Here is a 19,809-nt window from a genome sequence, read left to right as displayed (position 1 = left end):
GGCAATGACCTCGCGAACGTGACCCCAGTGCTGTCGTCTGCGATCCCCAGAGTTCGGCCCCAGCCAAACTCGGCGTCATCTATACTCTGTGACCAAGAAATCTGCAATCGGAATCTCTCTTACATGCCCCGTATTCGCCGTTGGCTGGGCTGGATCCTGGCCACGCTCGTTGTGCTCGCACTGCTCGGCGCTATTGCTGCCGGCGGCCTGTATTACGCCATTTCCTCGAAGTTGCCGGACGTGCAGTCGCTCAAGCAGGTCGAGCTGCAGGAGCCGATGTACGTCTATTCCAGCGACGGCCGCCTGATGGCCGTCTATGGCGAGACCCGGCGCTATCCGATCCAGATGAAGGACGTGCCGCTGCGCTTGAAGCAGGCCTTCCTGGCGACCGAGGACGCGCGCTTCTACGAGCACGGGGGCGTGGACTACAAGGGCATCGCCCGCGCGGTGTGGCTGCTGGCCAGTACCGACGCCAAGCGCGTGCCGGGCGGCTCGACCATCACCCAGCAGGTGGCGCGGCAGTTCTTCCTCAGTTCCGAATACAGCTACACCCGCAAGCTGGCCGAGATCCTGCTGGCGCGCAAGATCGAAAGCGAGCTGAGCAAGGACGAGATCTTCGAGCTGTATCTCAACAAGAGCTTCTTCGGCAACCGCGCCTACGGCGTCGGTGCTGCGGCCGAGTACTACTACGGCAAGAAGATGAGCGAGTTGAGCCTGGACGAGATGGCCTCGCTGGCTGGTATCCCCAAGTTCCCGTCCAGCGGCAATCCGATCAGCAATCCCGAGCGCGCGCGCGAACGCCGGGACTACTACGTGCTGCAGCGCATGGCCGACCTGGGCTTCGTGACCCAGGCCGAGTCCGACGCCGCCAAGGCGGTGCCGATGCACGCCAAGCCGCACGAGCCGCCGGTCGAGGTGTACGCCCCCTACGTGGCCGAACTGGTGCGCCAGGAGATGATCGCCAAATACGGCGGCGATGTACTCAACAAGGGCTACCACGTCACCACCACCATCGATTCCACCTTGCAGACCGGTGCCGATGCGGCGATTGCCGAAGGCCTGCGCCTGTACGACCACCGCCACGGCTGGCACGGTGTGGAGCAGCATTTCGATGTTGCCGCCGATGCGGATGCGCCGGCACTGGCCAAGCATCTGTCGGGCGCGTTTACCCAGGGCGGCCTGCGCGCAGTGATCGTGGCGCGCACCAATGCCGACGGCGGCGTCACCGTCGTGCAGAGCGACAAGACCGAGCTGACCCTGCCGGCCAGCGCCAGCCGCTGGACCAACAAGACCCCGGCCAAGTTGCTGACGCGCGGCGACCTGACCCGCATCCGCGCTGGCGAGAAGGACGGCGAATGGATCATCGACCAGCTGCCGCGCGGCCAGGCGGCGCTGGTTTCGCTGGATGCCAACAGCGGCGCACTGCGCGCGCTGGTCGGCGGCTTCAGCTTTGCCGGCAACAAGTTCAATCGCGCCACCCAGGCACGCCGCCAGCCAGGTTCCAGCTTCAAGCCGTTCGTGTATGCCTCGGCGTTCGAGAAGGGCTTCAACCCGGCCTCGATCGTGCTGGATGCGCCGGTGGTGTTCCGCGATCGCCGTGGCAAGACCTGGTCGCCGCAGAACGATGGCGGCGGCTTCCGCGGCCCGATGCGGCTGCGCGAGGCGCTGGTGCAATCGCGCAACCTGGTGTCGGTGCGCCTGCTGGATGCGATCGGCGTCGATTTTGCACGTAAATACATCAGCCAGTTCGGTTTCCAGGAAGCCGAGTTGCCGCCCAACCTGTCGATGTCGCTGGGCACCGCGTCGCTGACGCCGCTGTCGGTGGCGCGCGGCTACGCGGTGTTCGCCAATGGCGGCTCGCGCGTGGACACCTGGATCGTGGACGAAGTGAAAGACCGCGACGGCAATGTGGTGTTCAAGGAAGTGCCAGCGGTGGCCTGCCGCACCTGCGCCTTGCAGGGCGGCACCGCCGCGCCGGTGAGCCAGGTAGTGGACGGGTTCAACTTCGGCGCCCAGGCGCCGGCCACGCCGCCCGCGGCTCCGGCCACCGATACGGCGCCCACGCCAGCAGAAACCGCGCCAGCGGCAAGCGCCGAAACCAAGATCGCGCCGCGTGCCATCGATGCGCGCACCGCTTACCAGTTGGTGTCGATGATGCGCGATGTGGTTCAGCGCGGTACCGGCACGGCGGCCAAGGTGCTGGGACGCGAGGACGTGGGCGGCAAGACCGGCTCGACCAACGACCACCGCGACGCCTGGTTCTCCGGCTTCGGCGGCCCATACGCCACCACCGTGTGGGTGGGCCGCGACGACTTCCGCTCGCTCGGCTATCGCGAGTACGGCGGCAAGGCCGCACTGCCGATCTGGATCGACTACATGCGCGTAGCACTGAAGGACAAGCCGATCGCCGCCAACGACCCGCCCGAGGGCATGACCCAGGCCACCATCAATGGCGCGGTCGAATGGGTCAAGAACGAAGATCTGGATCGCCTGCAGGATTACGACTACGGCCTGCAGGAACAGCAGGACGAGAAGGCGTTCGATATCTTCTGACGGCGGGGAATCGGAAATGGGAAATGGGGAATCGTGACGGCTTGGCTGTCCGATTCCCTAATTTCTTTGCGAGTAACGCAGCCGCGCGATGTGCGAGCAGGCTTGGGGTAGCCAGGCGCGACGCGTCAGGCAGGTCGATTCCGGGCTGCCATCCTTGGCAAGCCGGACACAGCGACGAGGCTATTGGCTGCTCCACGCTACGCATCAGCTTGGCCACCCACGCACGGCCTTGACCGATCTCGTGCGATGCGCCAAACCCAACAGCTGCTCGACCATGCGCCATCGCGACGCGCTACAGACTTGCCTGCCGATGTGCCAGCGTGGCAGCCCACGGCTGATGTATTGCTGCCGAAGCATCGGCCGTGGACTGCGAGACGGAGCGCATCGGCATCGCGCTGCTGCGCCGTTGCCTTAGCGGAATAAGACGTCAGCATTCGCCACGTCTTCATGTGGCTGTTGTAGAGTCGAACGCAGGTTCATCTGGGGAGCCCGGTCATGCATCACGCACGCCAACACGCCGATACGCGCACCCGGGAACGCCGTCATCGGCTCGCCCACGAGGCAGCCAGATTGATGGCCGAAGGCGGTATCCGCGATTTCCACCAGGCCAAGCTCAAGGCCGCCAGCCGGCTCGGCATCCACGACGACGCATCGCTGCCGCGCAATCGCGAGATCGAAGACGCGCTACGCGAATACCAGCGTCTGTTCGCCGGGCCCGACCACGCAGCGCGGTTGCGCCAACGCCGCGAAGCGGCCCTGCATGCACTGGAATTCCTGAGCCCGTTCCAGCCGCGGTTGACCGGCCCGGTCCTGGACGGCACCGCCGATGCCAACGCGCCAGTGCAATTGCAGTTGCATAGCGACGACCCGGACGCGGTGCAGCGGTTTCTGGAAGAACACCGCATCCCTGCCGAGGCGCGCACGCGCCGCCTGCGGCTGGACCGCGAGCGCAACGGCGATTTTCCGGTCTGGCTGTTCAGTGCTGAGGAACTGACCTTCGATCTGACGGTGTTGCCCTACGACGCCTTGCGCCAGGCGCCATTGTCGCAATTGGACGAAAAGCCGATGCCACGCGCCTCGGCTGCACAGCTGCGGCAGTTGCTTGCCGAGCAGGACAACGCCGCTTATCAGCAAAGCAGTTGAGCGGCACGCACCATGCCCGGCGCACTGTCCGCATGCGTGCGTCTCCCCACTGCCCGCCATCTCGTGCAACCGCACCGAGGGCGATAACAGCGGCGCGATGACTGGTTCCAATAATGCCCGGCCCGTCCTGGCTCCTGTAACGGCTCCACGCAACAACGAAAACGCCCCGCAAGTGCGGGGCGTTCGTTTACGCAGACAACTTTGAGCCGATTAACGCTTGGCGCTGTCGGTGTAGTCGCGCTTGTCGTAGCCGGTGTAGATCTGGCGCGGACGGCCGATCTTCATTTCCGGGTCGACCTGCTGCTCCAGCCAATGCGACACCCAGCCGGCGGTGCGTGCGATGGCAAACATCACGGTGAACATTTCCACCGGGATATTGAGCGCCTTGTAGATCAGGCCGGAGTAGAAGTCCACGTTCGGGTAGAGCTTGCGCTGCACGAAGTAGTCGTCCTTCAATGCCGCTTCTTCCAGCTTCAACGCCACTTCCAGCAGTGGGTCGTTGACGCCCAGCTCGCCCAGCACCTTGTGGGTCATCTCGCGGATGATCTTGGCGCGCGGGTCGAAGTTCTTGTAGACGCGGTGACCGAAGCCCATCAGACGGAACGAGGAGTTCTTGTCCTTGGCCTTGGCCACGGCCGACTCGACGTTATCGGCAGTGCCGATCTCTTCCAGCATCTTCAGCACCGCTTCGTTGGCGCCGCCGTGTGCCGGGCCCCACAGTGCGGTGATGCCGGCAGCGACCGACGCGTACGGATTGGCACCGGTCGAACCGACCAGACGCACGGTCGAGGTCGAGGCGTTCTGCTCGTGATCGGCGTGCAGAATGAACAGCAGGTCCAGTGCCTTGGCAACAACCGGGTTGATCTCCAGCGGCTCGCTCGGCACTTCGAACATCATGTGCAGGAAGCGGTCGACGTAGTTCAGGTTGTTGCGCGGATAGCGGATCGGCCAGCCGATCGAGTAACGATACGCCGCAGCTGCCAGGGTCGGCACCTTGGCGATCAGACGGATGGCGGCCTGACGGCGCTGCTCCGGATCGTTGAGGTCCAGGGTGTCGTGGTAGAACGCCGACAGCGAGGCGACCGAACCGGCCAGCATGGCCATCGGGTGCGCGTCGTGGCGGAAACCGCCGAGGAAGTTCTTCAGCGACTCGTGCATCATCGTGTGATGCGTCACCTCGTGGTCGAACTTCTTGAATTCGTCCGCCGTGGGGAGTTCGCCGTTCATCAGCAGGTACGAAACTTCCAGGAAGCTGGATTTCTCGGCGAGCTGTTCGATCGGATAGCCGCGGTACAACAACACGCCGTTGTCGCCATCGATGTAGGTGATGGCCGACTTGCAGCTGGCGGTGGCGGTGAAGCCCGAGTCGTAGGTGAACAGACCGGTTTCTTTGGTCAGCTTGGAAATATCGACGCAATCATTGCCCAACGTGGGCTTGAGAACCGGCAGAACGACCGACTTGTCGCCGGCGTTGAGCGTGACCTGATCAAGATCGGACACTGTGTACGCTCCTTCAGTGGAAGGCGCCTGATCCCACATGGGCAGGCACGTGATGGAAGTCCAAGGCATCGCCTCGGATCACGTCATTATCGCACAGCAGCATTTTGGCCGTCGCTTGGACAGAAGTCGTAGACGCACCTGTCGGGACCACGCAAACGAAGCGCCTACGCCCCAAAAAACAACGGCCGCGCAATGCGCGGCCGTTGTCGGTACAGCCCGTCCTGCAAGTTCAGCGCGCGTAGCGCTTCTGGAACTTGTCGATACGGCCGCCGGTGTCGATCACCTTGTGCTTGCCGGTATAGAACGGGTGCGACGCCGAGGAAATTTCCACCTTGATCAGCGGATATTCCTTGCCGTCTTCCCACTTCACGGTCTCTTTCGAGCCCATGGTGGAGCGGGTCAGAATCTTGAAATCGGACGTCACGTCGTGAAAGACGACGTCTTCGTAGTTGGGATGCACGTTATCTTTCATGGACTTGGCGCCGGGCTGCCTGGATAAGCCGGTTATTATAGCGGCCTCCGCTCGCCCGGCGCAAGGTGGCCCTAGCCGGCCGCCAATGCTGCCCTGACCAAGCCATAGAACTGCTGGCGGTCGTACTCCATCAGCAGATTGGCGTTATCAGGAGCCTGGTCGCGACGGTTCCAGTCCACCACCGTCATGCCGCGGGTATGCGTGCCGGACAGTTCGATATGGACCGGGCGCTGCTCCAGGCGCTGGGCGCCTTCCGGGTGCAGGGCGAACGCCATCGCCAGTGCGTCGGCGGCGTACCAGAACTCGCCACGGCTGTCTTCGGACCATAAACGGGTCTTGCGCGAGATTTCTTCGTAGAAGCGGGCGCAGGCGCTATCGGCCGCCAGCCATTGCTCGACATCGCGATGCAGCAGGCCGTGCGCGATGGTGGCTTCCCAGTCGGCCACGTCGAACTGCGGGAAGCCACGGAACACGATGTGCGCGGCCTCCGGGTCGAAGCCGATGTTGAATTCGGCCGCCGCGGTGATGTTGCCGTGCCCGGTCAACGCCCCACCCATCACCACCAGCCGGCCGACGCGCTGCGGCAGGGTCGGGTCCAGGGTCAGCGCCAGGGCCAGATTGGTCAGTGGCCCCAGGGCGACCAGCAATAGCTCGCCCGCGTAGTCGTGCGACAGGCGCAGGATGGCGAGCGCGGCATGCTCGGCCTCGGCGCTGCGCTTGGCCGCCGGCAGGCCGACATCGCCGAAGCCATCGATGCCGTGCACGTGCGCCGCATCGACCGAGGGGTGCAACAGCGGCTGCGGGCAGCCGGCGTACACCGGCACATCGGCGCGGCCGGCGACCTCGCAGACCTTCAAGGCGTTGCGCACGGTGTGCTCCAGCCCCACGTTGCCGGCCGCGATGGTCAGGCCAACCACCTCGTGACAGGTGTCGTTGAAGGCCATCAGCAGCGCCAGCGCGTCATCCACGCCCGGGTCGGTGTCGATCAGCAGCGGTATCTTTTTTGTCATGGGAGTCGGGATTGGGCAGTCGGGATTCGTTGCAGCATCTTCGCAAGGATCGGCCGGTCACGCGAACGCCCAGGATGGACAGCAGGCAGCAGCCTTTGTTTTTACGATTCCCGATTCCCGATTCCCCACTCCCCGCCACTCAAGCGGCGGCATACCGCACCGCGCTGCCGATCCAGCGTGCGACGACACGGTCGGCGATCTCCGGCGCTTCGGCCAGCAACCGCTCGGCCAGCACCTGCACGCGCGGCAGCAGGCTGGCATCGCGCGCCAGATCGGCAATGCGGAAGCTGGCCAGGCCGGTCTGGCGGGTACCGAGCAATTCGCCGGGACCGCGCAATTCCAGATCCTTTTCTGCAATCACAAACCCATCGTTGGTCTGGCGCATGGTTTCCAGGCGTTGGCGCGCCATCATCGACAGCGGCGCCTGATACAGCAGCACGCAACTGGACGCTGCGGCGCCGCGGCCGACCCGGCCACGCAATTGATGCAGCTGCGCCAGGCCAAGACGCTCGGCGTTTTCGATGATCATCAGCGAGGCGTTGGGCACGTCCACGCCGACTTCGATCACCGTGGTGGCGACCAGCAGATCGCTGCGGCCCTGCTTGAAATCGAGCATGGCCTTCTGTTTTTCGGCCGGCTTCATGCGGCCATGCACGAGCGCGACGCGCACGCCGGGCAACTGCGCCGACAGGGCCTGGAAGGTGACTTCGGCGGCCTGCGCTTCGATGCGCGGCGGGCCAGCCGGTGCGGCCTTGCCCGGCTCCTCGCTTTCTTCGATGAGCGTGCACACCCAATACGCCTGGCGCCCTTCGGCGCAGGCGGCGCGGATGCGTTCGACCAGATCGGGGCGCCGTTCGGCGCTCAGGACAATGGTCTGCACCGGCGTGCGGCCGGGCGGCAACTCGTCGATGGCCGAGACGTCCAGATCGGCGTAGGTCGACATCGCCAGGGTGCGCGGGATCGGCGTGGCGGTCATCACCAGCTGATGCGGCACGCTGCCGGCGCCCGCCCCCTTGTCGCGCAGCGCCAGACGCTGATGCACACCGAAGCGGTGCTGCTCGTCGATGATGGCCAGCGCCAGGTCGTGGAAGACCACCGCTTCCTGCATCAAGGCATGCGTGCCGACCACCACCTGGGCCTGGCCGGAGGCGACCTCGGCCATCGCCGCGGCGCGCGCCTTGCCGGTGACCTTGCCGGCCAGCCAGACGATGCGCACGCCAAGCGGCTCGAGCCAGCCGCGCAGGTTGGTGAGGTGTTGCTCGGCCAGCAGTTCGGTGGGCGCGGCCAGTGCGACCTGCTTGCCCTGCTCCACCGCCAGCATCGCCGCCAGGGCCGCGACCACGGTCTTGCCGCTACCGACATCGCCCTGCACCAGCCGCAGCATCGGCGAGGGCTGCGCCAGGTCGTGCGCGATCTGTTCGAACACGCGTTGCTGCGCGCCGGTGAGCTGAAACGGCAATGCGGCGCGCAAGCGCTGCACCAGCGTGCCGTTGCCGGGCAACACGGGCGCATGAAACCGCTGCAGGGCGATGCGTTGGCGACGCAGGCTGAGTTGGTGCGCAAGCAGTTCTTCGAGCGCCAACCGCTGCTGTGCCGGATGCCCGCCGGCGAGCAGCTGCTGCGGGTCGGTGTTCACCGGTGGGCGGTGCATGGTCAGTAATGCAGTGCGCAGCGAAGGCAGGTGTTCGTCCTGCAGCCAATGCGGCGGCAGCAATTCGAGTGCGGCCTCCGGCGGCAACCGCTCGAGCGCCTGGCCGATGAGTTTGCGCAGCGTGGCCGGGCCGACGCCTTCGAGCACCGGATAGACCGGGTCCAGGCTGTCGCCCAGTTGTGCGTCTTCATCCGCCGCGAGCACGCGGTAACTGGGATGGACAATTTCCCAACCGTTCTGGCCGGGCTTGGGCGTGCCGAACACGCGCACGCGCGTGCCGACCGCAAACTGCGCGACCTGCGCGGCGCGAAAATGGAAGAAACGCAGCACCACGCTACCGTGCGAGGCGTCCGAGATCGCCACGCGCAGCACCGGACGGAAGCGAAAGCCGCGCTCCACCGCCTCCACCCGCCCTTCGATCTGCGCCGGCACGCCGCTTTGCAGCTGCGCGATCGTGGTCAGCCGGGTGCGGTCTTCATACCGCAGCGGCAGATGCAGCCACAGGTCCTGCACGCTCAGGATGCCGCGCGCGGCGAACTTGTCGGCCACTTTCGGGCCGACGCCGGGCAGGCTGGACAGCGGAGCCTGGCCGGCGACGGCCAGGCTCGGCGTGGCGACGCGCGCGCGCGGCACGGCGGGTCGGATCAGTCGCGCCGGATTACCCGAGCACCATCACTCGAGCACCATCACCGCATCGACTTCGAAACCGGCGCCCTTCGGCAGGCCGGAGACTTCGATGGTGGAACGCGCCGGGAACGGGGCCTGGAAGTAGTCCTGCATCACCGCATTGACGGCAGCGAACTGGCCCAGGTCGGTGAGATACAGGCCCAGACGCACGATCTTGTCGAGCGAACCACCGGCGGCTTCGGCCACGGCCTTGAGGTTGTCGAACGCGCGGCGTGCCTGCGCACCGATGTCGCCCGGCACGATCTCGCCGGTGGCCGGATCCAGCGGGATCTGCCCTGAGAAATACACGGTGTTGCCGGCGCGCACTGCCTGCGAGTAAGGGCCGATGGCGGCAGGCGCCTGGTCGGTATGGATGATCTGGGACATGGCGACTCCGTCAACACTGAAAACGAACGCGCATTGTATCGGCGCATGCCGTTGACGGGCGAATGGGAGGATGTGCGGTGACGGCGCGCGGGCGTTGGCTGGTGGCGTAGCGACGGGTTGCGTGGTGGGTTGGGTATCTTGCGGTGATGGTGATGGTGATGGTGGCCGTGGCTGCTTGTTTTCGCCTACGCGCGATGGTTTCGGTGCGGCTGTACGTGTGCGTTGTTGGCGGCTGCGTGACGTGGCGCATGAGGCTGCGCACGTACCCTCATCCGCCCCTGCGGGGCACCTTCTCCCGGCGGGAGAAGGGAACGGCGAGCCCTCACCCGCCCCGAGGGCATCTTCTGCCGATTGGAGAAGGGAAGTGGCGAGCCCCTTTGTTGCTGGGAACGGCTAGGCCCTCTTCTGCGGGAGAGGGTTGGGGTGAGGGTCCGGGCGAAACCACGCCAAGTGAGTGGCGCCATGGCGCGGCAAGCGCTGCGTCGCCGCGATGCTCCAGGGATGCGAGAGATGCCGCGCAGTCGTCACGACGCGCGGATTCGCTCACGACACCGAGGACGCGCAGCCCCACACCGTCCACACCGACTCTGCACAGTCCACACCGACTCAGAAAAACCGACCACGCCTGCGGCAGCGGAACAGTCGCGCCAAGTGTTGCGTCGTGCCGCCGCCCGGGAACGCAGAGACGCGCAACCCAGCAGGATTAGGTAATCGGCGCCGGATTGAACAAGGCCAGATCGTTATGCAGGCGGTGATGCTCGGTCCAGGTGCGCTGGCCGCTGGCCACGTCCAGATAGCGCTGAAACAACTCCCAGCCCAATTGCTCCAGCGTCTTGGCGCCGGTCGCCACGCCGCCGGCGTCGATGTCCATCAGATCGGACCAGCGCTGCGCCAGTTCGCTGCGGGTGGCGACCTTGATCACCGGCACCATGCCCAGGCCGTACGGCGTGCCGCGCCCGGTGGTGAAGACATGCAGGTTCATGCCGGCCGCCACCTGCAACGTGCCGCAAACGAAATCGCTGGCCGGGGTGGCGCAGTACTGCAGCCCGCGTCCTTTGACGCGCTCGCCGGGCGGCACCACGCCATTGATCGGCGAGACGCCGGATTTGGCGATCGAGCCCATTGCCTTTTCGACGATATTGGCCAGCCCGCCCTTCTTGTTGCCGGGCGTGGTGTTGGCGCTGCGGTCGGCCTGGCCGCGCGCCAGGTAGGCGTCGTACCAGGCCATTTCGCGCACCAGCGCCTTGGCCACCTCGGCAGTGGCGGCGCGCGGCACCAGCAGGTGGATGCCGTCGCGCACTTCGGTATTTTCCGAGAACATCACCGTGGCACCGGCGCGCACCAACAGGTCGGCAGCCACGCCCAGACCCGGGTTGGCGGTGACGCCGGAAAACGCATCGCTGCCGCCGCATTGCATGCCCACCACCAGTTCGCTGGCCGGCACGGTTTCGCGGCGACGCAGGTCCAGATGACGCAGACGCTCTTCGGCCATGGCCATGATCGAGCCCACCATGTCGGCAAACCCCAGACTGGCTTCCTGCAGGCGGTAGACGGCGCTGTCGTCGGCGCTGGCATCGTCCGGCAGCAGGCGCTCGGGTGCGAGTTTTTCGCAGCCCAGGCCCACGATCAGCGCCTGCCCGCCGAAGTTGGGGCTGCGCGCGATGTTGCGCAACGTGCGGATGGGGATGATGGCTTCGGGCGCGGTGATCGCCACGCCACAACCGTAAACGTGATTGACCGCCACCACATCGTCGACATTGGGATACTTGGGCAGCAACTCGGTGCGAATGCGCTCCACCGCGTGACCGAGCACACCCACCACGCACTGCACGCTGGTCATGATGCCCAGGATGTTGCGCGTGCCGACGCTGCCATCGCGGTTGCGATACCCCTGGAAGGTGTAGCCCTCCAGGGGCTCGGGTACGGGCGACGCTTGCAGCGACAGATCCAGCGCAGCCAGATCGGGCGCTTCGGGCATGTCCAGCAGGTGCTCGCTCACCCAGGCGCCGCGCGCGATGTCGGCATTGGCGGTGCCGATCACTGCGCCCAGGCGGATCACCGGCGCACCGGCGGGCAGGTCGAACAGCGCCATCTTGTGGCCCTGCGGAATATGTTCGATGGCGGTGAGCCCGTCCGGAAAAGTGGCACCGGCCGGCGCGCCGTCATCGTTGACGACGATGGCGACGTTGTCGCGCGCATGCGCGCGAATGCTGAGCCAACGGGTGGGTTGCGGGGTTGCGGACATCGTGGGGCTACCTTGCAAAACGGGGATGGAGTGCATTACCGGTCGGGGCTGTCGAACTGACGGCGGTACTGCAGGATCAAACGGTTTTCATCGACATTGCGCTGGTAATTGGATCGGAAGGTGCCGTTGAACCAGATGACGCTCACATGCTTGAAGCGCTCGCTCTGGAATTGATAGGTGGTCAAGACATCGCGGGCCCATTCGCGGCCTTCGCCGGCATAGGTTGCCGGCTGTGCATGGTCGCCGCTGATGTAGCGCGCCATGACGCTGAGCCCGGGGATGCCAATGCTCTTGCCATCGATGCTGTAACGCAGCTGCCAGCTGCGCTCGCCGCGTTCGAGAAAGTCGTTGATGAAGGTCCAGTTGAAGACGTTGCCGTCGGTGCCGCCCGGCCAGGGCATCGCGCTGGGGCCGGACAGGCGTTGATAGCCGGCGCCGAATTCCTGCCCACCCGTGCGCCAGGACAGCATGCTGCTGAACATGCGGTTGTCGATCGGCCCGGCACGCGATTGGCCGATGTCATCGGTGCGGAAATAGCGCAGGTCCACACGCAACTGATCCTTGCCGAATTTATGGGTCTGGATCAGGTTGTAGAGCTGCTGCCGGTAGATGTCTTCCATCACCGCGCCCTGATAGCGCAGCTGCGTGCCGGGTGCAACGCTGTAGGTGGCCGAAACCAGATTCAACGCATCCGAATCCGGCGTACCCAGAAAGCGACGGTTCTTGTTGGTCAAGGTGATCGGCACACGCGAGTCGCCATCGCGATACCAGGCGCTGGTGAAGCGGGCCAGCAGCAGATCGAGCTTGGGCACGTCCTTGGATTCCAGCGTTACGCCTTGAAACGTCTCCGGCATGATGCGGGTGATGCTGGCGCGTACCAGCGGCTCGTTGGGGATGAAGCTGCCCCACTTCACTTCGGTTTGCGAGGCGCGCAGCTTGAGCGTGGGTGCCACGCGCGTCAGTGCATGTTGCGCGGTGCCGTCGTCGTTATTGGGCAGCAGGCCGGTGCCGCCTTCGGCGCGGACGCCATCGAGCTTGAAATCGCCGATGCCGAGCAGATCCAGCCCGACCCCGATCGGGCCGTGCGTGTAACCGCTCTTGGCATCCACCACGACGCCCTGCGCCCATTCGGCACGCTTGCCCTGCCCTTCGCCGCTGCGGAAATCGCGGTTATAATAGAAGTTGAGCGCGGTGACCTCGGCCGTTGCGCCATTCCAGAATCCTGCGTCCGGTTCCTGCGCACGCGCACGTCCGCCCGCACTGATCGCCAGCAGCGCCGCGCTGCCGAGTGCCATTACATTTTTCATCGACCAGCTCTCCACCTGCCAGACCTCTTCGACGCAGCCGCTGCATGCCGTGCATTCGGCTGCAGCCACCGCACGGTTAGCGCACCAGGCACGGGCGCTTGTTGTCGAAGGTCCAGTTGGGAATCAAGGCCTGCATCGCGGCAGCATCATCACGCGCGCCCAGGCTCAGACGTTGGTATGTGCGATGCGCCGCTTCCAGCGCATCCATATCGAGTTCGACACCCAAACCGGGCTTTGCCGGCACCTGGATCTGGCCGCCGACGATCTGCAACGGGTAATGGGTCAGGCGTTGGCCGTCCTGCCAGATCCAGTGCGTGTCGATCGCGGTCACCTGCCCCGGCGCTGCGGCGGCCACGTGGGTGAACATCGCCAGCGAAATATCGAAGTGGTTGTTGGAATGCGAGCCCCAGGTCAGGCCCCAGTCGCGGCACAGTTGCGCCACCCGCACCGAGCCTTGCAACGTCCAGAAATGCGGGTCGGCCAGCGGGATATCCACCGACTGCAACTGGATGGCGTGGCCCATCTGCCGCCAGTCGGTGGCGATCATGTTGGTGGCGGTCGGCAAGCCGGTGGCGCGACGGAACTCGGCCATGATCTCGCGGCCGGAATACCCCTCCTGCGCACCGCACGGGTCTTCGGCATAGGCCATCACGCCGTGCATGTCGCGGCACAGGGCGATGGCCTGATCCAGCGACCACGCGCCATTGGGGTCCAGCGTGATGCGCGCCTGCGGAAAACGTTCGTGCAACGCGACAATGGCCTCGATTTCGTCTTCGCCACGCAATACGCCGCCTTTGAGCTTGAAGTCGCGAAAGCCGTATTTTTCGTAGGCCGCTTCGGCCAGGCGCACAACCGATGCCGGCGTCAAGGCTTCCTGGTCGCGCACCGCCTCCCAGTCATCGCGGGCACCGCTGCCGTCGCGATAGTCGAACCCGGTCTTGCGTCGGTCGCCAATGAAAAAGAGGTAGCCCAGCACGTCCACCGCGTCGCGTTGCTGGCCTTCGCCGAGCAGGGCGGCGACCGGTTGATCGAGGAATTGCCCCAGCAGATCCAGCAACGCCGATTCGATGGCGGTCACTGCGTGGATGGTGATGCGCAGATCGAAGGTCTGCAGACCACGTCCGGCGCTGTCGCGATCGGCAAACGCGGTGCGCACCTGATTGAGGATGCGTTGATACTCGGCGATGGAGCGGTCGCGAATGAGCGGCGCTGCCTCGTGCAGCAAGCCGGCGATGGCCGCGCCGCCAGGCACTTCGCCCACGCCGGTGCGGCCGGACGAATCGCGCAGCACCAGCACGTTGCGGGTGAAATACGGGGCGTGCGCGCCACTGAGGTTCAGTAGCATGCTGTCCTGGCCGGCGACCGGCACCACGCGGATGTCGGTGATGCGCGGCGTGGCGCCGATGCTTGCAGGTGCGGTGTGGATATTCATCGAAAATCTCCGAAGACGGTCACAGCGGTGCGGGTACTGGCATGGACGGGCCGCCAGGCGGGGCCTTGAGTTCCACGCGCTTGATTTCGCCCACCACCACCAGATACGACACCACCGCCAGCAAGGCATTGAGCCCGACGAACACCAGCGCCCATTCGAAGGTGCCGGTGGTGGACACGATGTAGCCGATCACGATCGGCGTGGTGATGCCGGCGATGTTGCCGAAGGTATTGAACAGGCCACCGGACAGGCCGGCGATTTCCTTGGGCGAGGTGTCGGCCACCACCGCCCAGCCGAGTGCGCCGATGCCCTTGCCGAAGAACGCCAGCGCCATCAGCCCCACCACCATCCATTCGGCCTGCACGTAGTTGCAGCCGATCATCGTCACCGACATCAACATGCCGACCACAATCGGCGTCTTGCGCGAGACGGTGAGCGAATAGCCACGCCGTACCATGCGGTCGGACACATAGCCGCCCAGCACGCCGCCGATAAAGCCGCACACCGCCGGCAACGAGGCCACAAAGCCGGCTTCCAGGATCGACATGCCGCGCTCCTTGACCAGATACACCGGAAACCAGGTCAGGAAGAAGTACGTCAGCGTGGTGATGCAGTATTGTCCGATGTACACACCCAGCAACATGCGGTTGCACAACAGCTGTTTGGCGTAATGCCACTGCGTGCCCTTGGGCTGGCGACCGGGCTTGTTGCCCTGCTCCATGTCCACCAGCGCGCCGTTGCGCTGGATATAGTCCAGCTCCTGCGCGCTCAAGCGCGGATGTTCGCGCGGGGCATAGATGGTCTTGCGCCACACCAGCGCCAGCAACACGCCCGCCGCGCCCATCACCAGAAACACGTGTTCCCAGCCCCAGGCGTGCACCAGCCAGCCCATCAGCGGCGCGAAGGCCACGGTGGCGAAGTACTGCGCGGAATTGAAGATCGACGCGGCCAGGCCACGCTCGGCGGTAGGGAACCACGCCGCCACGATGCGGCTATTGCCCGGAAAGGACGGCGCTTCGGCAATGCCGACCAGAAAACGCAGCACGAACAACGTGGTGACCGCCCAGGTCACCGGCACCCAGTCGATAAAGCCCTGCAAGGCGGTGAACAGCGACCAGATCAGCAGCGACAGGCCGTACACGCGCCGCGAGCCGAAGCGATCGAGCAACCAGCCGCCTGGAATCTGCCCGGCCACATACGCCCAGCCGAACGCAGAAAAAATGAAGCCCATCTGCAGCGCGTCGATGCCCAGCGCATCCTGGACCGCGGAACCGGCGATGGACAAGGTGGCGCGATCGGCATAGTTGATCGTGGTCACCACAAACAACATCAGCAAGATCAGGTAACGCCTGCGCGGAACCGTCGTTGAACCGACTGTCTTTGAATCGATAGCCATCATCGTTCCTCACCTATGACGATGGAAGCGCACTGCGCTCCGGTACTCCAAGTGGCGCCTGCAGATGGCGCACCGGACCCTCCTCCGGCACGCCTCAGGCATCGTTGCCGCCGCCGCTGTCAGTCGTGTCCCAGCGCGCCATCGACGCGTCGCCACAGCCCGAGCGGGTTGCCGTGCGCCACTGCAGCGGGCAGCAGCGCGGCCGGCAGATCCTGGTAGCAGACCGGGCGCAGGAAGCGATCGATCGCCAGCGTGCCCACCGAGGTGCTGCGGCTGTCGGAGGTGGCCGGGAACGGGCCGCCATGCACCATCGCGTGGCAGACCTCCACACCGGTGGGCCAGTCGTTGACCAGGATGCGCCCGGCCTTGCGTTCCAGCACCGGCAGCAACGCGGCGGCCAGGTCGGTATCGGCTGCATCCATGTGCAAGGTGGCGGTGAGCTGGCCTTCCAGGTGCTCGCTCAGCGCGCGCAGCTGAGCGATGTCCTTGCAACGCACCAGCAGCGAGGAGGCACCGAAGACTTCGGCCTGCAGCGCTTCGTCGGCCAGAAAGGCATCGGCGTCGGTGCCGAACAGTGCGGCCGGGCAGCGACCCGCTTCCGGTGCGGCGCCACGTGCCAGCGTGCTGACCTGCGGATGCGCGGCCAGACGCTGCACACCCTGCGCATAGGCCTGGCCAATGCCTGCGGTGAGCATTGCTGCCGGCGACACCGCGTGCAGAGTTTGCGTGGCCGACGCGATAAACGCATCCAGCGCCGACGAATCGATCGCCAGCAGCAAGCCAGGGTTGGTACAGAACTGCCCCGCGCCCAAGGTCAGCGAGCCGACGAAGGCTTTGCCCAGATCGGATGCGCGCGCCTGCAGCGCCTGCGGCAACAGATACACCGGGTTGATCGCACTCATCTCCGCATACACCGGAATCGGCTCGCGGCGTGCGGAAGCGATCTTGACCAACGCCCTGCCGCCAGCACGCGAGCCGGTGAAACCCACCGCCTTGATGCGCGCGTCGGCCACCAGGTGCGCGCCGATCTCGATGCCGGCGTCGAACAGCAGCGAGAACACGCCTTCGGGCAGCCCGCACTGCGCCACCGCCGCCTGGATCGCACGGCCCACCAATTCGGACGTGCCCGGATGCGCGCTGTGCGCCTTGACCACCACCGGGCAACCGGCCGCCAATGCCGACGCGGTATCGCCGCCGGCCACCGAAAATGCGAGCGGGAAATTACTGGCGCCGAACACCGCCACCGGCCCCAGTGCGATATGCCGCTGGCGCAGATCCGCGCGCGGCAATGGCGTGCGTTGCGGCAGCGCGGGGTCGATGCGGGCCTGCAGCCAGCTGCCTTCGCGCACCACGTTGGCGAACAGACGCAGCTGGCCAACGGTGCGTCCGCGCTCGCCTTCCAGACGCGGGCGCGGCAGGCCGCTTTCGTGCATGGCACGTTCGATCAAGGCATCGCCCAACGCCAGAATCTGCTCGGCGATGGTTTCCAGAAAAACCGCGCGCGCTTCCAGCGACGTTTCGCGGTAGGTGTCGAACGCCGCCTGCGCCAGCGCGCAGGCCTGCTGCAGATCCTGTGCGCTCACCGAGCCGAACGCCGGCCGCAATGCCGCGCCGCTGGCCGCATCCACCGCATGAAATTCCGCGCCGGCGCCGCGCACGCCGCGCTGCCCGATCAGCGATTCGCCCTTGATGGTCTGCATCAGCGGCGGCCTCCGATCAGTTGTTTGAGCTGGGCGAATTCGTCTTCGTTGAGGTCAGCCAATGGCGTGCGTACCGGACCGGCCGGGCGGCCGACCGCGCGCATGCCGGCCTTGACGATGGACACCGCATACCCGGCGCGACGATTGCGCAGCACCGTGTACGGCAACACGAAGTCATTGAGCTCGCGATAGATGGTGGCGTGGTCGCGCGCGCGCACCGCCGCATAAAACGCCAGCGCCCACTCGGGCAGGAAATTGAAGATGGCCGACGAATACGTGGTCACGCCCATTTCCAGATACGGCAGCGCGAAGGTTTCGGCGGTGGGCAGGCCGCCCACGTACAACAGCCGGTCGCCCAGCCGCGCATAGATGCGGGTCATGCGATCCACATCGCCGATGCCGTCCTTGTAGCCCACCAGGTTGGGGCACCGCTCGGCCACGCGCGCCAGTGTCACATCGTCGAGCTTGGCGTTGGCGCGGCCGTAGACGATCACGCCCAGGCTGGTCGCCTTGCAGACGCGCTCGACATGGTCGGCCACGCCGTCGGCATCGCACTCGGTGAGGTACGGCGGAAACAGCAGGATGCCGTCGGCATCGTTGCGCTCGGCGGCCTGCGCCATCTCGATCGCAATCGCAGTGCCATAGCCGGCCGGGGCGATCACCGGCATGCGGCCGGCAGTCTCGGCGACGGCCGCGCGCACGGCGCGGTTCACTTCGTCCAGCGTCAGCGAAAACAGCTCGCCGGTGCCGCCCGCCGCAAACAGGCCGGCGGCCGGATGCGAGGACAGCCAGTCCAGATTGCTGCGGTAGGCGGCCTCGTCGAAGGCCAGGTCGGCATCGAAATGGGTCACCGGAAACGACAACAGCCCGGCGCCAAGCGCTTGGGCCATTTCGGACGGGGTGTATCTGCTGCTCATCGGACAAACGCTCCTGGGCGGGGGATGCGGTTGATCCTAGAAACGCAGATCGTTGCCGGTCCAAACCAAAGGACGTATTGTTTGATACACAAGTTGAATCAATCGCATCACAGACCGAAGTAATGCGCCGCAAATGGCTGCTTTGCAACGCTTTTTCGACGCGACGTAATGATGGATGGTTGCGTAAGCCATCGTCCTTTCTGGCCGGGCGTGGCCTATTCATTCGTGCTGGCCGCGCCGGGATGTTGCGGGTGCAGCATTCAATTCCCCTGTTTTGCAACGCGAGGCCCTCCCGGCATGTTCGATCTGCAGCAACTGCGTTGCTTTGTCGCCGTCGCCGACGAACTGCACTTCCGGCGCGCGGCCGAGCGCCTGAACATGACCCAGCCGCCGCTCAGCCGGCAGATTCAGCTGCTGGAACACAGCGTCGGCACCGCGCTGCTGGAGCGCAACAGCCGGCATGTGCGACTGACCCAGGCTGGCCGCAGTCTGCTGGCCGAAGCGCGCGCGATCTTGCGCATGGCCGAGAATGCCGGGCTACGTGCGCGCCGGATCGGCACCGGCGATGCCGGCAGTGTGTCGGTGGGCTTCACCGCCGGTGCCAGTTACCGCTTCCTGCCCGAGGCCATCGCGCGGTGGCGCAGGCAAGCCCCGGATGTAGACCTGCAACTCAAGGAGATGGTCAGCCTGGCGCAACTGGACGCGCTGGACGCCGGCCGGCTGGATATCGGCCTGCTGCGCCCACCGATCCAGCGCCAGGGTCTGCACAGCCGCTGCGTGGCACGCGAACCGCTGATCGCCGCGTTGCCGGAAGACTCGCCACTGGCGCAACACGACAGCCTGCGCCTGCAGGATTTCGACGGGCAGCCGCTGGTCAATTACGCACCCGATGAAGCGCGCTATTTCTACGATCTGCTGGCGCAGTTGTTCGGTGCGCGCGGCATCGCGCCGCGCTCGGTGCAGTACGTCAGCCAGATCCACTCGGTGTTGGCGCTGGTGCGCGGCGGCATGGGCATGGCACTGGTGCCCGAAGGCGCCAGCGGCCTGCGTTACGCCGGCATCGTGTACCTGCCGCTGCGCGATGAAACGCCTGCCACGCCGGTGGAGCTGCATCTGGTATGGAAGCAGGACAACGACAACCCTGCGCTGCGTCGGTTGATCGCCTGATCGCCTGAGCCGGGCAACGCGCTTGCGCTGTCACACGGCCGCTGCAGCGCATCCACTGCCAAACGCGTCGATCCGGTTTAGAGCGGCTAAGGAACCTCTGAACAAAGCACGGCAGATGCGCGACACTACCCGCCTCGTGTTGAGGAATCATCCATGCAACTGACGTTCGGTGACGCTGAGGGCCTGGGCAAGCGCAAGCAGACCCGGCGCGAGATCTTTCTGGCCGAGATGGAGCAGGTCGTTCCGTGGCAGCAATTGCTCGG

General features: G+C 65.6%; 14 protein-coding genes. 3 read left to right on the top strand and 11 right to left on the bottom strand.

Features of this window, described 5'->3' with window-relative positions; genetic code table 11:
* Window positions 1–123 precede the first annotated feature (123 nt).
* Window positions 124–2,553, top strand: coding sequence for a penicillin-binding protein 1A (locus XdyCFBP7245_RS20445; protein WP_170068726.1), 2,430 nt, complete (start codon window positions 124–126; stop codon window positions 2,551–2,553).
* Window positions 2,554–3,048: 495 nt separating this feature from the next.
* On the top strand, window positions 3,049–3,696 hold the full coding sequence (locus XdyCFBP7245_RS20440) for a hypothetical protein (protein ID WP_104617250.1): 648 nt from the start codon (window positions 3,049–3,051) through the stop codon (window positions 3,694–3,696).
* A 210-nt stretch (window positions 3,697–3,906) separates the two neighbouring features.
* Here XdyCFBP7245_RS20440 and XdyCFBP7245_RS20435 read toward each other — a convergent pair whose 3' ends face one another.
* The 11 genes from XdyCFBP7245_RS20435 to kdgD form a co-directional block, all read right to left on the bottom strand.
* Window positions 3,907–5,196 (bottom strand): citrate synthase, encoded by a 1,290-nt coding sequence (locus XdyCFBP7245_RS20435; RefSeq protein ID WP_039409911.1) that lies wholly within the window; start codon window positions 5,194–5,196, stop codon window positions 3,907–3,909.
* Window positions 5,197–5,425: 229 nt separating this feature from the next.
* Window positions 5,426–5,668, bottom strand: a complete 243-nt coding sequence (locus tag XdyCFBP7245_RS20430; RefSeq protein ID WP_104617249.1) for a type B 50S ribosomal protein L31 — start codon at window positions 5,666–5,668, stop codon at window positions 5,426–5,428.
* A gap of 71 nt (window positions 5,669–5,739) precedes the next feature.
* The gene (locus XdyCFBP7245_RS20425) at window positions 5,740–6,678 is read right to left on the bottom strand and encodes a nucleoside hydrolase (protein ID WP_104617248.1); all 939 of its coding nucleotides are present in this window, start codon (window positions 6,676–6,678) and stop codon (window positions 5,740–5,742) included.
* A 139-nt stretch (window positions 6,679–6,817) separates the two neighbouring features.
* On the bottom strand, window positions 6,818–8,962 hold the full coding sequence (gene recG, locus XdyCFBP7245_RS20420; RefSeq protein ID WP_104617247.1) for an ATP-dependent DNA helicase RecG: 2,145 nt from the start codon (window positions 8,960–8,962) through the stop codon (window positions 6,818–6,820).
* 39 nt (window positions 8,963–9,001) lie between these two features.
* On the bottom strand, window positions 9,002–9,382 hold the full coding sequence (locus XdyCFBP7245_RS20415; RefSeq protein ID WP_022972872.1) for a RidA family protein: 381 nt from the start codon (window positions 9,380–9,382) through the stop codon (window positions 9,002–9,004).
* Window positions 9,383–10,085: 703 nt separating this feature from the next.
* Entirely contained in the window at window positions 10,086–11,627 is a 1,542-nt protein-coding gene (garD, locus tag XdyCFBP7245_RS20410) for a galactarate dehydratase (RefSeq protein ID WP_104617246.1), read from the bottom strand.
* A 35-nt stretch (window positions 11,628–11,662) separates the two neighbouring features.
* Window positions 11,663–12,934: an OprD family porin gene (locus XdyCFBP7245_RS20405; RefSeq protein ID WP_104617262.1), complete on the bottom strand. Its 1,272-nt coding sequence runs from the start codon at window positions 12,932–12,934 to the stop codon at window positions 11,663–11,665.
* A gap of 76 nt (window positions 12,935–13,010) precedes the next feature.
* Window positions 13,011–14,366 carry a glucarate dehydratase gene (gene gudD, locus XdyCFBP7245_RS20400; RefSeq protein ID WP_104617245.1) on the bottom strand — a complete coding sequence of 452 codons (1,356 nt, stop codon included), beginning with the start codon at window positions 14,364–14,366 and terminating at the stop codon, window positions 13,011–13,013.
* 19 nt (window positions 14,367–14,385) lie between these two features.
* Window positions 14,386–15,765: an MFS transporter gene (locus XdyCFBP7245_RS20395; RefSeq protein ID WP_104617244.1), complete on the bottom strand. Its 1,380-nt coding sequence runs from the start codon at window positions 15,763–15,765 to the stop codon at window positions 14,386–14,388.
* Between the two features lie 116 nt (window positions 15,766–15,881).
* Window positions 15,882–17,462, bottom strand: coding sequence for an aldehyde dehydrogenase (NADP(+)) (locus XdyCFBP7245_RS20390; RefSeq protein ID WP_104617243.1), 1,581 nt, complete (start codon window positions 17,460–17,462; stop codon window positions 15,882–15,884).
* Window positions 17,462–18,379: a 5-dehydro-4-deoxyglucarate dehydratase gene (gene kdgD / locus XdyCFBP7245_RS20385; protein ID WP_104617242.1), complete on the bottom strand. Its 918-nt coding sequence runs from the start codon at window positions 18,377–18,379 to the stop codon at window positions 17,462–17,464. The genes XdyCFBP7245_RS20390 and kdgD overlap by 1 nt, the downstream gene beginning before the upstream one ends.
* Before the next feature lie 297 nt (window positions 18,380–18,676).
* Between kdgD and XdyCFBP7245_RS20380 the strand changes: the two genes are divergently transcribed.
* A complete protein-coding gene (locus tag XdyCFBP7245_RS20380; protein ID WP_055848622.1) occupies window positions 18,677–19,546 on the top strand; it encodes a LysR family transcriptional regulator in 870 nt (289 codons plus the stop codon).
* The last annotated feature ends 263 nt before the right edge of the window (window positions 19,547–19,809 follow it).

It is taken from the genome of Xanthomonas dyei, assembly GCF_002939865.1.
GTDB lineage: Bacteria > Pseudomonadota > Gammaproteobacteria > Xanthomonadales > Xanthomonadaceae > Xanthomonas > Xanthomonas dyei.
The sequence above is the reverse complement of the archived record's forward strand: the minus strand, read 5'-3'. Positions and strand labels throughout refer to the sequence as shown.